At 74.3% G+C, this 17,942-nt stretch carries 14 protein-coding genes; 10 read left to right on the top strand and 4 right to left on the bottom strand.

Features of this window, described 5'->3' with window-relative positions; genetic code table 11:
• Positions 1–106: 106 nt before the first annotated feature.
• The 3 genes from ABD363_RS17910 to ABD363_RS17900 all read right to left on the bottom strand — a co-directional run bounded on the left by ABD363_RS17910 (position 107) and on the right by ABD363_RS17900 (position 4,300).
• Positions 107–1,456, bottom strand: a complete 1,350-nt coding sequence (locus ABD363_RS17910; protein WP_344604654.1) for a serine hydrolase domain-containing protein — start codon at positions 1,454–1,456, stop codon at positions 107–109.
• Positions 1,457–1,570: 114 nt separating this feature from the next.
• Complete coding sequence (locus ABD363_RS17905; protein ID WP_344604652.1) at positions 1,571–2,779, bottom strand: cytochrome P450; 1,209 nt, start codon at positions 2,777–2,779, stop codon at positions 1,571–1,573.
• Positions 2,780–3,493: 714 nt separating this feature from the next.
• Positions 3,494–4,300 (bottom strand): thioesterase II family protein, encoded by an 807-nt coding sequence (locus tag ABD363_RS17900; RefSeq protein WP_344604650.1) that lies wholly within the window; start codon positions 4,298–4,300, stop codon positions 3,494–3,496.
• Positions 4,301–5,363: 1,063 nt separating this feature from the next.
• Between ABD363_RS17900 and ABD363_RS17895 the strand changes: the two genes are divergently transcribed.
• The 9 genes from ABD363_RS17895 (at position 5,364) to ABD363_RS17855 (ending at position 15,123) form a co-directional block, all read left to right on the top strand.
• Complete coding sequence (locus tag ABD363_RS17895) at positions 5,364–5,579, top strand: type A2 lantipeptide (RefSeq protein ID WP_141306631.1); 216 nt, start codon at positions 5,364–5,366, stop codon at positions 5,577–5,579.
• 138 nt (positions 5,580–5,717) lie between these two features.
• Positions 5,718–6,524: an HlyD family efflux transporter periplasmic adaptor subunit gene (locus ABD363_RS17890; protein ID WP_344604645.1), complete on the top strand. Its 807-nt coding sequence runs from the start codon at positions 5,718–5,720 to the stop codon at positions 6,522–6,524.
• Entirely contained in the window at positions 6,521–8,743 is a 2,223-nt protein-coding gene (locus tag ABD363_RS17885) for an NHLP family bacteriocin export ABC transporter peptidase/permease/ATPase subunit (RefSeq protein WP_344604643.1), read from the top strand. The genes ABD363_RS17890 and ABD363_RS17885 overlap by 4 nt, the downstream gene beginning before the upstream one ends.
• A gap of 1 nt (position 8,744) precedes the next feature.
• Positions 8,745–11,561, top strand: a complete 2,817-nt coding sequence (locus ABD363_RS17880; RefSeq protein ID WP_344604641.1) for an NHLP bacteriocin export ABC transporter permease/ATPase subunit — start codon at positions 8,745–8,747, stop codon at positions 11,559–11,561.
• A 230-nt stretch (positions 11,562–11,791) separates the two neighbouring features.
• Complete coding sequence (locus ABD363_RS17875; RefSeq protein WP_344604639.1) at positions 11,792–12,799, top strand: Ppx/GppA family phosphatase; 1,008 nt, start codon at positions 11,792–11,794, stop codon at positions 12,797–12,799.
• Positions 12,800–12,873: 74 nt separating this feature from the next.
• Positions 12,874–13,047, top strand: a complete 174-nt coding sequence (locus ABD363_RS17870; protein ID WP_344604637.1) for a hypothetical protein — start codon at positions 12,874–12,876, stop codon at positions 13,045–13,047.
• 149 nt (positions 13,048–13,196) lie between these two features.
• Positions 13,197–14,210: an iron-containing redox enzyme family protein gene (locus ABD363_RS17865; RefSeq protein WP_344604635.1), complete on the top strand. Its 1,014-nt coding sequence runs from the start codon at positions 13,197–13,199 to the stop codon at positions 14,208–14,210.
• 21 nt (positions 14,211–14,231) lie between these two features.
• Positions 14,232–14,885, top strand: a complete 654-nt coding sequence (locus ABD363_RS17860; protein WP_344604633.1) for a HemK2/MTQ2 family protein methyltransferase — start codon at positions 14,232–14,234, stop codon at positions 14,883–14,885.
• A complete protein-coding gene (locus ABD363_RS17855; RefSeq protein WP_344604631.1) occupies positions 14,866–15,123 on the top strand; it encodes a CDGSH iron-sulfur domain-containing protein in 258 nt (85 codons plus the stop codon). The genes ABD363_RS17860 and ABD363_RS17855 overlap by 20 nt, the downstream gene beginning before the upstream one ends.
• A 219-nt stretch (positions 15,124–15,342) precedes the next feature.
• Here the strand turns inward: ABD363_RS17855 and ABD363_RS17850 are convergent, their stop codons facing one another.
• The gene (locus tag ABD363_RS17850; protein WP_344604629.1) at positions 15,343–15,777 is read right to left on the bottom strand and encodes a subtilase-type protease inhibitor; all 435 of its coding nucleotides are present in this window, start codon (positions 15,775–15,777) and stop codon (positions 15,343–15,345) included.
• Between the two features lie 582 nt (positions 15,778–16,359).
• On the opposite strand from ABD363_RS17850, the gene ABD363_RS17845 reads away from it, so the two are divergent.
• A partial coding sequence (locus tag ABD363_RS17845) for a purine-cytosine permease family protein (protein ID WP_344604627.1) occupies positions 16,360–17,942 on the top strand: 1,583 nt, incomplete at its 3' end.

Genomic DNA, 17,942 nt, shown 5'->3' with positions numbered 1-17,942 from the left:
GGGGACGATGCGGGCACGGACGGCCGGGGACACGCCGAGGGGTCCGGCCGCGGCGGCCGGAGGGTCCGCGGGGGGGGCGGGCCCGGCGCGGCGGCCGGGCCGCGGATCAGCGGGCGTCGGAGCGGCGGGCGGTGCGTCCGGAGATCTGCACGCGGTCGATGACGCCGGTGGCCCGGTCGCGGTGGAAGCGGCCGCCGGGCTGCGGCCGGCCGGTGGCCGGGTCGACCAGGTCGCAGGAGAGGTCCTGGTAGCAGATCAGGGGGATCGGGCGGTCGCCGTCCACGGACAACGCCGGGGTGCCGTCCGCGCCGAGGGTGATCCGGTACTCGGTCCGTCCGTTGCGGTAGGTGCCGGCGCAGCCGGGGAGGGCGACGGAGGGACCCCGGCGCACGGGGGTGCGGGCGGTCGGCACCCGCAGGCCGGTGATCCTGGTGAGGTCGTCGGCGAGGTCCTGCCACAGGGCGGTGGCGCCGCCGGAGTTGCCGGTGAAGGCGACCACCACGCCGCTGTCCGGCTCCGCCCGCAGGTGGCAGGAGGTGCCCTGGGCGTTGCCGTCGTGGCCGCACCACCACAGCCCGTCCTGCCGGAACAGCGCCAGGCCGAGTCCCCAGGCGTCGGCCAGGCCCGCCGGGGTGGCGCCCGGCTGCGGGCGGCGCAGGTCCGCGGCGGCGTCGGCGGGCAGCACGGCGGAGCGGCCGACCAGTGCCCTGCCCAGCGCCAGCAGGTCCGTGGCGCTCGCCAGCAGGCCGCCGGCCGGTTCCTCCACCGGGGCGAGGTTCTGGTGCGCCGGGAGCATCCGGCCGGACGCGGTGTTGCGGGCGTGGCCGGACGCGGCCGGGCGGGCGGGGAGGGTCTCGCCGAGGAAGCACGGCGTGGTGCCCAGGGGGTCCAGCAGCAGTGCGCGGACGGCTTCCTGCCAGGTCATGCCGGTCACCGCGGCCACCAGCCGGCCGGCGGCGACGTAGCCGGCGTTGGAGTAGGAGAAGTCGGTTCCGGGCGGGAAGAGCGCGTCGCCCGCGGTGCACACGGTCGCCAGGTAGCGGGAGGCGGTGATGCCGGCGGCGGTGTCCGAGTCCGGTCCGGTGGGCAGGCCGGCGGTGTGGCCGAGCAGGTGACGGATCGTCACCTCGGGGAACTCCCGTAATTCCGGGAGGAACTCGACGGCGGGGTCGTCCAGGTCGAGGTCGCCGTCGTCGGCCAGCAGCGCCACGGCGGCGGCCGTGTAGGTCTTGGTGAGGGAGCCGAGAGGGACGGCGGTGTCCTCGGTCATCGGGGCGCCGGTGGCGGCGTCGGCCGTGCCGGTGCGCACGCTCAGGACGTCGGTGCCGGTGTGCACGGCGAGCTGGGCGCCGGGTACCCGGTGGAGGCGGGCGAGGGCGTCCAGGCGGTGCTGGAGCGTCTGGTGGGTCAGGGGCGGTCGCCGGTCGACGACCTGAGCGGTGGTGGTGTACGGCATGAGGGGGATCTCCCGGTAGCTGGGCTCATGGCAGGTGGCGCGCCGGCCGGCGGGGACTGCGGTGCGGGGACGGGCCGGGGGCGCGTCGGTGCGGGTGCTCCGTGGGTGCGGGTGTCACGTCCTTTCGACCTCGACCGGCAGACGGCGTACGCCGACGATGACGGCCGGGTTCTGGAAGGCGACGTCCGTGTACGTGGGGACGGCGAGATCACGGAAACGTTCAAGCAACAGGCGCAGCGCGATCCGGGCCTCCAGCCGGGCGAGCGGCGCGCCGAAGCAGAAGTGGATGCCGTGGCCGAAGGTCAGGTGGGGGTTGGGACTGCGGCGCACGTCCAGCACGTCCGGGTCGGCGAACCGGGCCGGATCGCGGTTGGCGGCGCCGAGATGGGCCATCACCAGGGCGTCGGCGGGGAGTCGGTGACCGGCGAGTTCCACGGGGCGGGTGACGCGGCGCCCGAGTTCGGGGAACGGCGGCAGCCAGCGCAGCACTTCCTCCAGGGCGTCCGGCAGCCGGCCGGGATCGGCCCGCAGCGCGGTGAGCGTGCCGGGATGCCGGTCGAAGGTGACGACGGCGTTGCCGAGCAGCGCCGTGGTCGTGATGTGCCCGGCGACCAGCAGCAGGGCCACGAATCCGATCATCTCCTGGTCCGTCAGCCGGGCGCCGTCCACCTCCGCGGCGATCAGTCTGCTGGTGAGGTCCTCACCGGGGTGGGCGCGGCGGTGGCGGATGTGGTCCAGCATGTAGCCGTTCATCTCGCGCACGGTGGGGGCGATCGCCTCCAGGGCCCGTTCCAGGTCGGCCATGTCGGGCGCCTCGCCGAGCTGGTCGCCGCCGAACAGCACGCTCGCCCACTCCTGGAACAGCCGGTGGTCGCCGGCCGGTACGCCGAGCAGTTCGGCGATCACGATGATGGGAAGCGGATAGGCCAGCGCGTCGACCAGGTCGAACCGGTCGTGGTCCGCGACGGCGTCCAGCAGCCGTTCGCACACGGCCTCGATGCGCGGTTGCAGCCCGTGCACCACCCGGGGGGTGAACGCCTGGCTCACCAGGGTGCGGAGCTTGCGGTGCTCCGGCGGGTCCATGCCGACGAAGTTGCCCTGCCGGAAGGTCTCGAAGTCCTGTTGGGTGGGGGCGATCGGGGAGAGGTCCGAGGAGTACGTCGCCGGATCGGCCAGTACCGCGGTGACGCCCTGGTGATCGGTCACCTGCCACACGCCCTGGCTCTCGTCGTACCGCACGGGGCCGGTCTCGCGCAGGGACCGCCACCGGTCGGCCAGCGTGTCGAAGGGTAACTGCTCCCCTGTCGGTCGCTCTCTGATCACGATCTCTCCCTCGTGGTGGGGCGCGTGGGCACGGCGAGGCCTTGCTGCGGAGCTGTCGAGCGGTGGGCACCGAGGCGCGGGGCCCTGCGACGGCGGGCGCGGTGGAGTGCGCCGCGTCCGCCGTCCGTGCGGGCGCGCCCGCGTCGCGGCGGCCGGCCGGCCGGTCCGGCGTCGCGGGCGGGGGACCGGTCACGGCCGTCGGGGACCGCGCCGCGTCCTGGGGCCGCACGGCGGTCGTCCGCCCGTCACCGGAACCGTCCGGGCGGGGTCAGCACATCCGCACGGTCTCGCCATGACCGTTCGTCCGGCCGAGAACGGACGGCGGCACCCGCGTCGCGGCGGACCGGACCGACATCAGCACATCCCCCCTTGTGCGCTCCTCCGCGCAACCGCTGCGCGGAACCTTCCCCCAACAGGCACGAACAGACGGCGGACCTGGCGGAACCGACCGTCCGCTGACGGTGTACGAGGGTATACATACCTGACATGTCCTGTCCGGTACTCACCCAAAGCGGATGGCAACGCCCTCGTCCCGGTCAAACGCGCGCCTAGTCTTCATGGCGGAACACTTCGCTGCAACCCCTCCGAAATGTAACGGGAGTTGCCATAGTGCTCCGCCTGGGTGACCGCGGGGTTGCCGGGGTGATGCCTGGTGCCGCGCCGTGACGGTCCGGGCCGGATCGCCGCCAGTCCGGGTGCCCGGCCGACGCGTTCTCAAACCCGCTTTTTTTCCTCCCCGTTCCCGGCGCCGCCCCACGGGCCGGAGCCGCCGGCCGCGGAACCGGTCCAGTCCGTGACGAGACGGGCCACTTCCTCCTGGTGCTCCATCAGGAAGAAGTGGCCGCCGGGGAAGGTCCGCAGCCCGAAGTCCGACGAGGTGTGCTCCTTCCAGGCGGCGGCGTCCTCGGGCGTGGCCCGCCGGTCCTGCTCGCCGACGAGGCACAGGAGCGGCACGTCCACCACGGTGCGGCGCGCCGGGCGGTAGCGCGCGACCGCCCGGTAGTCGTTGCGCAGGACGGGCAGCAGGAGTTCCAGCAGGTCGGGGCTGCCCAGGATCTCGGCGTCGGTCCCGCCCAGCTCGGCCAGGCGGTCGAGGATCTCCTGGTCCGTGCCGCGGTACACGTCGTCCTCCCGGCGCGCCGACGGGGCGGGACTGCCGGAGACGACCAGCCGGCACGGCGCCGCCGGATCGCCGGCGGTGAGCCGGTCCGCGGTCTCGAAGGCCACGCACGCCCCCATGCTGTGCCCGAAGAGCACGAGCGGCACGGGGTCGGCGGCGTACCGCCGAAGGGCGGCCGCCAGGTGGTCGGCGAGCTCTTCGACGGTGTCGACGAAGGGCTCGACGAAACGCTCCTGACGCCCGGGGTACTGGGCGGCCGAGACGTCGACGGCCGCGGGGAAGTGCCGGGTGAACGGCGCGAAGTACGTGGCGACACCGCCGGCGTGCGGAAAGAAGACCACGTGCGCCGTGGGCCGGCGTGTTCTGCGCAGTTCGCGGATCCAAGGGTTCTCCCCCGTCATCGGCACTTCTCGCCCCTCTTCCCGAACGGACCGTCGCGGCGGCGGGACGCCGGCCACCGCCCGGCGGGCGGTGGCCGGGCGGTGGAAGCGGCTCCCGGCCGGCCACCGGCGACTGTAGGCGGCCCCGGTCCGGGCCGTCGAGGGCGACCCGGACCGGGGCCCGGCCGGCCCGGCCGCGGGGAACCCCGCGGACGGGCATCCGGGCGGGGTCCCGGCCAGGGGAACCGGGACGTCTTCCGTCGGGTGCACAGGGGGCGCACATCCGGCGCCTGCGCGCTGTCACACGCATCGACTGGCGTGACATGAGTCTCGGGAGCACCGGGGCGCACGGGCTCTCCTCGCCGGGTGCGGCGTCCCGCGGGCCGCGCCCGGGGGACCCCGGCCCCGTCCCCGGCTGCCGGGGCGGCGATCCGTACGGCGCCGCCGCCCGGGGCGGCACGTCCGTACGGCGTCCCGGCCCGGCCGGCCGCGGGCACGTCCCCGTGCGGCTCGCCGCGCGGGGAGCCGGCCGCGGGAGTCCGCTTTCCGGGGCCCGGCGCGCGACCGCAGCGAGGCGTCGGGGCGGATCGCGGTCCGTGCGAGCAAGGAATGCACACTCCCGAACCAATACGTTCAGCGATCGATCAATGACTGTCCGTCCAGATCACCGAGCGGAATCCTGGCTTCAGCGAATCTGCACATCGAATGCCCAACCCGGTCACCGGATTCGGCGGACCTCCACCGGCCCGCGGCACCCCCCACGCCTTTGGGGCCGGAGTGCCGGATTCACCGCCGGGGCCGCAAGACCCCCCGCGGGGCGGACGTCGTGCGGTGTGTGAAGAAGTCGCCGACGAGGCGTGCGCGCACCTGCACGCTTCACCGTCTCCGCCGGCCAAGTTCCCAGGTGAGAGGGGTGATTGATTGGAAGCGCGCGGCCACCGCGTGCTTTGATCCATCGCACCGCGGGGGCCGCGGAGCTCCCGGAAACGGGCGCCCGGCGTCCCGTGGCCGCGGCCGTCCATCTGTCCCCAGAGGGGGCCGCTCCCCCCTTAATTGAGATATCCATACGAAGGGAAGTTCCATCATGAACTCCACCCCCCAGGTTGAGACCGTCGAGATCTCCGACGCCGAGCTCGACAACGTCTCCGGCGGCCTGTCCGTGAACGCGGTCAACACCGTCGTCGGCGCGGTGGACGGCATCGCCCCGGTCTCCGGCCTGGTGGACACGGCCGTGGGCACCGTCGAGGGTGTCACCGGCCTGAACACCGCCCCGGTCACCAACCTGGTCGCCGGTCTCTGACAGCACCTCCTCTCGTGCTCTCGAGGTCCCGGAGCCGCACCCGGCGGTTCCGGGACCTCGGACGCCGTCGTGTCCCCGGCTCGCCCCGCCTCGCACGCGAGCCGGCCCCCCAGCAGTTCCACAGGTGAGGGAAGACCCGTGCAGTTCCGTCAACAGGCCCTCGCCAAGCTCCAGTCGCCGGAGGAGCTCGACCTCCCGGTGCGTCTGGCCCGTCCGCAGGGCTGGCTGGTGCTGTCCGTGACGGTGGTCGCGATGGCCGCCGCGTCCGTGTGGGCGGTGACCGGATCGGTGGCCTCCACGGTCACCGCGCCCGCCGTCCTCACCCACGGCCGGGGCAGTTACGTCCTGCAGAGCCCCGTCGCGGGCCAGGTCACCGCGGTCCTCGCGCGCCAGGGTGAGCGGCTGCCCGCCAACTCCCCGGTGCTGAAGGTCCGTACGAGCCAGGGCGAGAGGGTCGTCCGGTCGCTCGACGCGGGCCGGGTCTCCGCGCTCGCCGCCGCCGTCGGGCAGATCATCCGGACCGGCGCGGACGTCGCCGCCGTGGAGCGGACCGCCCGCGCCGAGGACCCCCTGTACGCGACCGTGTACGTCCCCGCCGAGAGTGCCGCCGCCATCCCCGCGCACGCCTCCGTCGACCTCACCGTGCAGTCGGTGCCGAGCGGGCGGTACGGCGTGCTGCGCGGCCATGTGAAGTCCGTCGGCCGCTCCGCGCAGTCCGCGCGGCAGATCGCCGCGTTCCTCGGGGACAGCCAGCTGGGCGAGCAGTTCACCCGGGAGGGCAGGCCGGTGGCCGTCACGGTCGGGCTCGACGAGTCCTCCGCCACGAAGAGCGGATACGCGTGGTCCTCGGCGGACGGACCGCCGTACGAGCTGACCTCCATGACCCTGGCCACGGGTTCGATCCGGCTGGCCGACCAGCGTCCCGTCGATTGGCTGCTGCCGTGAGCACCGCATCTCAGACCCGGGGCAGGCGCCGCGCCGCCCCGCCCGAGCGCGCCGTGCCCAAGGCCCGCGCGAAGACCGTCCGCACGCCCACCGTGCTCCAGATGGAGGCCGTGGAGTGCGGTGCCGCCTCGCTCGCGATGGTGCTCGGCCACTACGGCCGCCACGTCCCGCTGGAGGAGCTGCGCATCGCCTGCGGCGTCTCCCGCGACGGCTCGCGCGCCAGCAACCTGCTGAAGGCGGCCCGCGCCTACGGCCTGACGGCCAAGGGCATGCAGATGGACCTGGCCGCGCTCGCCGAGGTGAGGTCGCCGGCCATCCTGTTCTGGGAGTTCAACCACTACGTCGTCTACGACGGCATGGGCCGCCGCTTCGGCCGCCGCGGGGTGTACATCAACGACCCCGGCAAGGGCCGCCGCTTCGTTTCCCTGGAGGACTTCGACGGCAGCTTCACCGGTGTCGTGCTGGTGATGGAGCCCGGAGCGGACTTCACCAGGGGCGGCCGCAGGCCGGGGGTCCTCGGCGCGATGCCGGCCCGGCTGCGCGGCACCGCGGGCACCCTGCCCGCCGCCGTGCTGGCGAGCCTGCTGCTGGTGGCGGTCGGCGCGGCGGTGCCCGCGCTCAGCCGCACCTACATCGACGAGTTCCTGATCGGCGGCCGGACCTCGCTGCTGGGCGTGCTGTTCGCGTCGATGGCGGTGTGCGTGCTGCTCACGGTCGTGCTGACCTGGCTGCAGCAGGCCAACCTGCTGCACGGCCGGATCATCTCCTCCACCCTCTCCAGCGCCCGCTTCCTGCGCCATCTGCTGCGGCTGCCGGTGACGTTCTTCGCCCAGCGCAGCCCGGCCGACCTGGTGCAGCGCCTGCAGTCCAACGACGCCGTGGCCGAGACCCTGGCCCGCGACCTCGCGGCGGCGGGCGTGGACGCGGTGGTCGTCGTCCTGTACGCCGTGCTGCTCTACACCTACGACCCCCAGCTCACCTTCGTCGGCGTCGGCGTGGCCCTGCTGAACATCGTGGCCATGCGGGTCGTCGTACGGCTGCGCGCGACCCGCACGGCGAAGCTGCGCGCGGACACCGCCCGGCTGACCAACACCTCCTACACCGGTCTGCAGCTGATCGAGACGATGAAGGCGACCGGCGGTGAGGACGGCTACTTCCGCAAGTGGGCCGGGCAGCACGCCACCACCCTGGAGGAGCAGCAGCGGCTCGGCGTGCCGAGCGCCTGGCTGGGGGTGGTCGCGCCGACGCTGGCGACGCTCAACAGCGCGCTGATCCTGTGGATCGGCGGCCTGCGCGCGGTGGAGGGCCACATCTCCGTCGGCCTGCTGGTGGCCTTCCAGGCCCTGGTCGCCCGCTTCACCGCGCCGCTGACCCGCCTCAACGGCGTCGCGGGCCGCATCCAGGACTTCGCGGCCGACGTGGCCCGGCTGAAGGACGTGGAGAACTTCCGGGCCGACCCGCTCTACGGCCGTCCCGGCGCCGGCGAGTCGACGCGCCGCCTGCGCGGCCACGTCGAGCTGGAGAACATCACCTTCGGCTACAGCCCGCTGGACAAGCCGCTGCTGACCGGCTTCGACCTGACCGTCGGCCCCGGACAGCAGGTCGCGCTGGTCGGCGGCTCCGGCAGCGGCAAGTCCACGGTGTCCCGGCTGATCTCGGGCCTGTACACACCGTGGGAGGGCGTCATCCGGATCGACGGGCAGCGCATCGAGGACATCCCGCGCGGGGCGCTCGCCGCGTCCGTCTCCTTCGTCGACCAGGAGGTGTTCCTCTTCGAGGGCACGGTCCGCGACAACGTGGCGCTGTGGGACCCGTCGATCCCGGACGACGCCGTGGTGGAGGCGCTGCGCGACGCGGCGCTGTACGACGTCGTCATGCGCCGCCCCGGCGGCATCCACAGCAGGGTCGAGCAGGACGGCCGCAACTTCTCCGGCGGGCAGCGCCAGCGGCTGGAGATCGCGCGGGCGCTGGTGCGCCGGCCGAGCATCCTCGTCCTCGACGAGGTGACCAGCGCCCTCGACGCCGAGACCGAGCTGGTCGTGATGGACAACCTGCGCCGGCGGGGCTGCGCCTGCGTGGTGATCGCGCACCGGCTGAGCACCGTGCGCGACAGCGACGAGATCGTCGTCCTCCAGCACGGCACGGTCGTGGAGCGGGGGCGGCACGAGGAGCTGGTGGCGCGCGGCGGCGCGTACGCCGCGCTGGTCAGGGAGCGGTGAGATGACGACCGTCCAGGGCGACGACTACGTCCTCGGCGCGCTGGGTTCGCTGGGCACGCCGATCGACTGCTCCGGCTTCAGCCGCCTCGACCTGGCCGGGCCGCAGGTGCTGTGGCTGGTCGCGGCGGGCGCCGTGGACCTGTTCGCGGTGGACGCCGGGCAGCAGGGCCACTGGCACCACCTGGGCCGTCTGGAGGCCGGTTCGCTGCTGCTCGGCCCGGTGCCCGGCCCGCAGCACACGCTGGTGGCGCGCCCGCTGCGCGACTGCGTGGTGCACCGCATCGGCCTGCGCGAGCTGTACCAGCCCGCGAGCACCCAGACCTGGTCCCACGACGAGCACGGCGCCCCGCAGTACGTCCCGCCGGCGACGAGCCCGCTGGAGTACGCCCTCGCCCTCGGCGTCGGCCGCAGCCTGTCCGTCCTCTTCCAGGCGCCGATGGCCGGCGAGCGGGCCGCCGCCGCCACCGACGACGACGTGTTCTGGATGCAGGTGCCGCCGGGCAGCGTGCAGTACGGCTCGCTGTACGGGGCGGAGGCGGCGGCCGACCTGCTGATGGACCCGGCGCTGTGGCAGAGCATGGTCGACCAGCAGTACCGGCTGCTGACCACGCTGGACCGCTGGATCGAGCAGCTGGAGCGCACCCACGAGACCCGGACGGCCGAGGGGATCAGGGCGGGCGAGGCGGTGCGCGCCCAGGCCGACCGGACGCTGCTGGCGTCCATCGGCAAGCGGCCGGCGCGGCGCACCACGGCCGCCGACGCCGACGCGACCTACGCGGCGTGCAGGCTGGTCGCCGAGGCGGCCGGGATCACGCTGGCCGAGCCCGCGCGCAGCGGCACGGAGAGCGACCGCCTCGACCCGGTGGAGCGGGTCGCCCTGGCCTCCCGGGTGCGCACCCGGGCCGTACGCCTGGACGGCCGCTGGTGGCGGGACGACATCGGGCCGCTGGTGGGGCACCGGGCGCTGTCGGGGGCGCCGGTGGCGCTGCTGTGGCGGCGCGGCGGGTACGTCGCCGTCCATCCGTCGACCGGCCGGGAGACACCGGTCGGGAAGGCCAACGCCGAGGAGTTCGAGCCGCGCGCGGTGATGTTCTACCGCCCGCTGCCCGAGCGGCGGCTCGGCCCGCTCGGGCTGCTGCGGTTCAGCCTGCGCGGTACCCGCGGCGACCTCGTCAACCTGCTGCTCAGCGGGCTGGTGACGGTCCTGATCGGGGCGCTGGTGCCGCTGGCGACGGGCAAGGTGCTCGGCGAGTTGGTGCCCGAGGCGCAGACCGGCCTGATCGCTCAGGTGTGCCTGGCGGTGATCCTCAGCAGCGTGGTGTCGGCCGCGTTCATGCTGCTGCAGAACCTCACCCTGCTGCGGCTGGAGGGCCGGATCGAGGCCACGCTCCAGCCTGCCGTGTGGGACCGGCTGCTGAGGCTGCCGACGAAGTTCTTCACCGCGCGTTCCACCGGCGAACTGGCCGGCGCGGCCATGGGCGTCAGCGCGATCCGCCGGCTGCTGGCGGGGGTGGCCCCGACGGTGGCCCAGTCCGTGACCGTCGGATCGGTGAACCTGGCGGTGCTGTTGTGGTTCAGCGTGCCGATGGCGCTCGCGGCGATCGGCATGCTGGCCGTCGTCACGGCCGTGTTCCTGGGGCTGGGGCTGTGGCAGGTGCGCTGGCAGCGGCGGCTGGTGGCGCTCTCCAACAAGCTGAACAACCAGGCGTTCCAGACGCTGCGCGGCCTGCCGAAGCTGCGGGTGGCGGCGGCCGAGAACTACGCCTACGCGGCCTGGGCGGCCCAGTTCGCGCGCAGCCGTGAGCTCCAGCAGCGGGCCGGGCGCGTCAAGAACCTCACGACGGTGCTCGGCGCGGTCTACCTGCCGCTGTGCACGCTGCTGATGTTCATGCTGCTGGCCGGGCCGGCCCGCGGCTCGATGTCGGCGGCCCAGTTCCTCGCCTTCAACACCTCGGTGACGATGGTGCTGACCTCCGTCACCCAGCTGACCGGCGCGTTCGTCTCCGCGGTGGCCGCGCTGCCGCTGTTCGAGGAGATCAGGCCGGTGCTGGAGGCGACCCCCGAGGTGCGCGCGGCGAGCACCCGGCCGGGCCCGCTGTCCGGGGCGATCGAGGCGCGGCGGCTGTCGTTCCGGTACTCCGACGACGGGCCGCTGGTCCTCGACGACGTGTCGTTCGAGGTGCGGCCGGGCGAGTTCGTGGCGATCGTGGGCCCCAGCGGCTGCGGCAAGTCGACGCTGCTGCGCCTGCTCATCGGCTTCGACCGGCCGCTGTCGGGCAGCGTCCTGTACGACGGCCAGGACCTGGCCGCGCTCGACCAGTCGGCCGTGCGCCGCCAGTGCGGGGTGGTGCTCCAGCACGCGCAGCCGTTCACCGGCTCGATCCTGGACGTCATCTGCGGCACCGAGGCGTACACGCCGGAGGAGGCGATGGCGGCGGCCGAGCTGGCGGGGCTCGCGGAGGACATCAGGCGGATGCCGATGGGGCTGCACACCATCGTCTCGGGCAGCGGCGCGGTCTCCGGCGGCCAGCGGCAGCGCCTGATGATCGCCCAGGCGCTGATCCGCCGCCCGCGCATCCTCTTCTTCGACGAGGCGACCAGCGCCCTCGACAACGAGACCCAGCGCACGGTGATCGAGAGCACGCGCAAGCTCAACGCCACGCGGATCGTCATCGCGCACCGCCTGTCGACGGTGCTGGACGCCGACCGGGTGATCGTCATGGAGGACGGCAAGGTCGTCCAGGAGGGCCCGCCGGCCCAGCTCCTCGCCGACACCGGTGGCCGGCTGCACGAGCTGGTGCGACGGCAGATGGCGTGACGGGACGGGCTCCCGGCCGCCGCCGGAGGTCCGCGGCGGCCGGGAGCCGCGCCGCGTGCCTCCGGCGGTCGGCGGCCGCCCGCCGCGGGGACGCCGGCCGCCCGGCGCACGGGGCCGCCGTGCGCGGGAACCCGGGGACGCCGCGACCCCTTTGCGCTGATATGCGTGGCGATATCGGCCGTCACCGCGGGAATCCGTTGGTCCGGCCCGGAAACGGGTACCTGCGGCCCATGCGGATCAGCGTGGTGGATGTGGGATCGAACACGGTCCGGCTGGTGGTGGCGGACGCGGAGGGCGGGGTGCCGCTGCCGGTGCACACCGCCAAATGGCGCCTGAGGCTGTCGGAGCAGGTCAGACCGGGGGCACCGGTCCCCGACGAGGCCGTCGACAGACTCGTCGACGCGGTCGCCGAGGCGAGCCGGGCCGCGGCCCGGTGGGGCGCGGCCGGGCCGTTGGCCTTCGCGACCGCCGTGGTGCGCGCCGCGCCGAACCGGCAGGAGGTGCTGCGCGCCGTGCGGGACCGCGCGGGCGTGGAGCTGTGCACCCTGCCCGGCGAGGTCGAGGCCGAGCTGACCTTCCTCGCGGCCCGGCGCTGGATGGGCTGGCGGTCGGGGCCGCTCGCCCTGCTCGACATCGGCGGCGGCTCCCTGGAGGTCGCCTTCGGCCGGGGCCGGATGCCCGACTTCGCGGCCTCGCTGCCGCTGGGCGCGCAGCGGCTGACCCACGAGTTCTTCGCGGACCAGGACCCCCCGTCGCCGGAGCAGGTACGGGCGCTGCGCCGCAGCGTCCGCCACCAGCTGCGGGACGTCGCGGCGCGGATCCGCTGGGAGGGGCCGCGCACCGCGGTCGCCACCTCGCGCACCTTCCAGCAGCTCGGCCGGCTGTGCGGCGCCGCGCCCGGACGCCACGGCCCGTTCACGGAGCGGGAGATGCACCGCCGCGAGCTGCGGGCGGCGATCGAGCGTCTGGCCGCCCTGCCCACCGCGGAACGGGCCCGCCTGCCCGGTATCTCCGCGCCGCGGGCCCGGCAGAGCCTGGCCGGCGCGGTGGTGGGGCACACGGCGATGAAGCTGACCGGGATCAAGGCCGTGACCATCTGCCCCTGGGCGATCCGCGAGGGCATCCTGCTGCGCCACATCGAGGAGGGACCGGCCTGGTGGGCGGAGATCACCCGGCTCGACGAGGATCCCGCTCCCCCGGATCCGGTCCCGCTGCGCATCGCGGCCGCGACGACGTGACGGGCCCGGGAGCCGCCCGCACGGGGACGGCGGCCGGACGAACGGAGCAACCGCAGGAGAGAGAGGAGACACCCGTGTCGCAGGACGGCAACCGCACCGGGAAGCAGCCCGAGACCGCCATCGAGGAGGTGCTGCGCGAGGTCGAGGAGGCCGAGACCCGCACCCGGGACTCCGCGGAGCGGCGGGGCCGGGCCGGGGACGCGATCACTCCCAGCACGCGGGCCCAGGAGGAGTCCGAGGGCGAGTGAGCCGCGGCGCCCCCGCACTCGCCGGGCCGGGCCCCTTCCGCGGGGCCCGGCCCGGCGCCGTCCGGCCGGATGCCGCTCCCGCGCTCCCCGCGTGGACGGACGCGCCCCCGTGGACGGATGACGGGGCTCCCGCCGGGTACCCGGGGCGTATGGATCACCACCGCGAAGGACCAGGGCTGCCCCCGGCCCGGGGCCGGATCTCCGCAGCCGTCGAGGAGTACCTGCTGGGCACGGGCCCGCTGCCCCGCCCCGAGGACATCACCGACGCCCCCGCCTACGGCGACGACCTCCAGCTCGCCCTCTACCTGTGCTACGAACTGCACTACCGCGGCTTCGCGGGCGTGCCCGCGGAGCGCGAGTGGGACCCGGACCTGCTGCGCGTCCGCGCGGCGCTGGAGCAGCGCTTCCTGTCCGCGCTGCGCTCGGACATCCCGGTCCGCGACAGTGTCGAGGACGCCGTCGCGGAACTCCTCGTCGAGCCCGTCGAGGGCACGGGCGTCACCCATCACCTGCGGGACAAGGGCGAGTTGTGGCAGCTGCGCGAGTACGCGGCGCAGCGTTCCCTGTACCACCTCAAGGAGGCCGACCCGCACGCCTGGGTGCTGCCGCGCCTGACGGGCCGGGCCAAGGCGGCGATGGCGGCGGTGGAGTTCGACGAGTACGGCGGCGGCCGCGCCGACCGCCTGCACGCCCGCCTGTTTGCCGACCTGATGGAGGACCTGGGCCTGGACACGACGTACGGGCGGTATCTCGACGCGGCCTGCGCGGAGGCGCTGGTCACGGTGAACCTGATGTCCCTCTTCGGCCTGCACCGGTCCCTGCGGGGCGCTCTGGTGGGCCACTTCGCGGCGGTCGAGATCACCTCCTCGCCCGGCTCCCGCCGTCTGGCCGAGGCGATGCGCCGCACCGGCGCCGGCCCGGCCGCCGAGCACTTCTACGACGAGCACGTCGAGGCCGACGCGGTCCACGAGCAGATCGTCCGCCACGAGGTCATCGGCGGGCTGCTGGAGCAGGAGCCGCACCTCGCGCCGGACGTCGTCTTCGGCATCGACGCCACCGGCCTGGTCGAGGACCGGTTCGCCGCCCGTCTGCTCGCCGACTGGCAGGAGGCGCGGTCGTCCCTGCGCACCCCCCTGACCTCGGAAACCTCCCATACATCCTGAATCACCGGGTACGTGGGGTATGTGACTCAACCATTGGTGCTGCCGGGCGTCTACGCCCCTCAGGAGGACACCGAGCTGCTGGCCGGGGCCCTGTCCGACGAACCGCTGCCGCCGGGTGCGGCCGTCCTCGACGTGGGCACCGGGACCGGTGCGCTGGCGCTGGAGGCCGCGCGGCGGGGCGGCCGGGTGACCGCGGTGGACGTGTCGTGGCGCGCGGTGTGCGCCGCGCGGCTGAACGCCACGCGGGCCGGCCTGCCGCTCCGTGTCCGGCGCGGGAACCTCTTCGACCCCGTCCGGGGCGAGTCGTTCGACCTGATCCTGACCAACCCGCCGTACGTGCCGGCGCCGGACGGCACGCGCCCGCGCGGCCCGGCCCGGTCCTGGGACGCGGGCCACGACGGCCGGCTCGTCCTGGACCGGATCTGCCGGGAGGGGCCCGAGCTGCTGCGGCCCGGCGGAGTGCTGCTGGTCGTGCAGTCGGCGCTCAGCGATCCCGACCGGACGCTCGGGCTGCTGCGCACGGCCGGCCTGAAGGCGGCGGTGATCCGGCGCCGCCGGATCGACTTCGGCCCCGTGCTGCGCGGCCGGGAGCACTGGCTGCGGCACCGGGGGCTGCTGTCCGCCACCGACGACAAGGAAGAGCTGGTGGTCGTCCGTGCCGAACTCCCCGTCTGACCCGCCGCGCCGGATCTCCGTCCAGCGCCGGGGCCCGATGCTGGTCGAGGGCCCGGTGGAGGTGGAGCTGGAGGACGGGACGACGGTGTCCTCCGACCGCTTCCGGGTCGCGCTGTGCACCTGCCGGCGCAGCCGCCGCTATCCCTGGTGCGACACCAGCCACCGCGCCAGGACGTCCGCGGGCGGCCCGGGCCGCCCGTCCCCGGACAGCTGCGCGGAGGGCCCGGATTCCTCGTGACGGGGCGTGCCGGGCCGCGGCCGACGGTGGCCGGCGCCGCCGCGTGAGCGCGTACCCGGCCATGGTGGTTCCGGGACCGGCGGGCGGCCCCACTCCGCCCGCCGGTCCCGTGCGGGACCGCACCTTCCCGTGACCGGGCCCGCACTCCCCATCTGCGAGCCACAGCCGGTGTCACGGAAACCGTGCGCTCCCGGTCCTCCGGGGAACCCGGGGGTTCCCTCAGAACGCGAAGACGCCCGTTCCGTGGGCGTTCTTCACGCACTCGTTGGCGAAGGTGCGCTCGTAGGAGACGCGGCGGCCCTGCCAGACGCCCTCGACGGTGACGACCACGGGGGCGTACTCCTTGGTGCACAGCACGTCGCTGTCGGCGGACAGGGCGCCGGGGTCCCCGTCGACGCCGCGCAGTGCGGCACAGGCCCGCGCGGGGTCCGGGTGGGTGCCTGCGGGCCGGGGGGCGCAGGTCAGGGTGACCGCGCGTTCCGGTGTGACGGTCGCGGCGCTGTCACCGCGGCCCACGGCGAGCACCAGGGCCGAGGGGGCGTGGAGCGACGCGGTGGCGCTGTCCGGGGCGGCGAGGGCGGTCGGGGCCAGGGGGCCGGAGACGGCGGTGGCCGTGAGACCCAGGATGGTCGCCCAGCGCGCGGCGTTCCGCATTGTGTGCATCCTTCCGCTCGATTTCCAGGGGTGCCGGCCCGGCTCGGGTCGGACCCGGGACCGGCGAGCGCGAGTCTGCCGAGTCCGTCGCCGAAACTCACCTCGACCCCATGGGTTTCGGTAACGTCGCGTATTGAATCAGTGGCGCGAAGTCACGGAGCGCGGGTCCTCCGATCCCCTGAATCACAAGGCTTTCGATCACGGGATCCGGCCATCTGACCGATTTACTCGTGTCGGTTAATCGGCCTGAAACATTCCGATTGTGCTCTCGGCGGACCGTTCGCGGCCCCCTCGTGTTCATGCTCCGGTGAAGCAGCGGTCATTGCCCGATCACGGGTGAGCAGCGCGGGACACTGCGCGGATCGTTCGCCGGGCGGCGCCCGCCACCTGGACGTTCCCTCCACCCACGGCGCGGAAGATGGACGAACCGTCCTCTGGCGGGCCGTCCGCGCCCCGCCTTACCGTCGGCGGACCCCGAGAGGACGGACCTCCGGTGCCGCCGCACACCCCCGCGCCGGCGACCGCCCGCCCATGCCGCCGCGCCACCCCGCGCTCCACCGCCACGTCCCCGCTGGAGCCCCGTTGTCCCCGCAGTCCGGCCTTCCCGCCCCCGCCCCGGCCACGCCGCCCCCGTCCCTGACCGAGGTCGAGACCCACGGCGTCGACCGCATCCCCGACGCGGAGCGCACCGCCACCCCGCTCGATCTGTTCCGGCTCGCCTTCGGCGGCGCCAACACCTTCTCCACCTGCGTCCTCGGCGCCTTCCCGATCCTGTTCGGCCTCTCCTTCTGGCAGGGGCTCGCGGCCACCCTCCTCGGTGTCGTCACCGGTGCGCTGATCCTGTGCCCGATGGCGGTGTTCGGCCCGGTCACCGGCACCAACAACGCCGTGTCGTCGTCGGCCCATCTGGGGGTGCACGGACGTGTCGTCGGCTCGTTCCTGTCGCTGCTGACGGCCGTGGCGTTCTTCTCCCTCTCGGTGTGGAGCTCCGGCGACGCCCTGGTCGGCGGCGCGCACCGGCTCTTCGGCCTCCCGCGCGGCGACCTGGCGTACGCGGTCGCCTACGCGCTCTTCGCGGGTCTGGTGCTGGCCGTGTGCGTGTACGGCTTCCGGTTCATGCTGTTCGTCAACAAGGTCGCGGTGACCTCGGCGAGCGTGCTGTTCCTGCTCGGCGCCCTCGCCTTCGCCGGTGACTTCGACCCGTCGTACCCGGGTGTCTTCACCGGCTCGGCGGACGCGGCGACCGAGGCGCTGTTCTGGCCGTCGTTCATCGGCGCCGCCCTGATCGTGCTGTCGAACCCGGTGTCCTTCGGGGCGTTCCTCGGCGACTGGTCGCGCTACCTCCCGGCCGGCACCCCGCGCCGCAAGGTGGTCGGCGCCGCGTTCCTGTCGCAGCTCGCGACGTTGCTGCCGTTCGGGTTCGGCCTGGCGACCGCGAGCATCGTCGCGCGCCGGGCGCCGGACTACGTCGACCCGGCGGCGCCCGACTTCGTCGGCGGGCTGCTGGCGGTCTCGCCGGGCTGGTTCTTCCTGCCGGTGTGCCTGCTGGCACTGATCGGCGGCATGTCGACGGGCACGACCTCGCTGTACGGGACCGGGCTGGACTTCTCCTCCGTCTTCCCGAGGCTGTCCCGGGTGCGGGCGACGCTGCTGGTCGGCGCGGTGTCCATCGCGTTCATCTTCGCCGGCCGGTTCGGCCTGGACCTGGTGCGGTCCATCTCCGCCTTCGCCACCGTGATCGTCACCTGCACCACGCCGTGGATGGTCGTGATGATGCTCGGCTACTGGACCCGGCGCGGCTGGTACGACCCGGACGCGCTGCAGGTCTTCAACCGCCGTCAGCGCGGCGGGCGTTACTGGTTCGCGCACGGCTGGAACTGGCGCGGCCTGACCGCCTGGTGGGTCGCCGCGCTGACGGGTGTGCTGTTCACCGACCTCCCCGGGCAGTTCGTCGGGCCGCTGGGCGGCCTGGCGCACGGCGTGGACATCAGCCTGCCGCTGTCGCTGGTGGTGTCCGCGGTGCTGTATCTGGTCCTGCTGCGGCTGTTCCCCGAGCCGCGGGCCGCCTACGGGCCCGCGGGCGCGCGGTTCGCGCGGACCGTCGACGTGCCGGTGCCGCCGATCACCGGTCCGGGCGCCCCGGCCGGCGAGGCGTCGTCGCCGGA

It is taken from the genome of Streptomyces glaucus (assembly GCF_039533365.1).
Taxonomy (GTDB): domain Bacteria; phylum Actinomycetota; class Actinomycetes; order Streptomycetales; family Streptomycetaceae; genus Streptomyces; species Streptomyces glaucus.
Note: the sequence above shows the minus strand (reverse complement) of the source record. Positions and strands in the feature narration are given on the sequence as shown.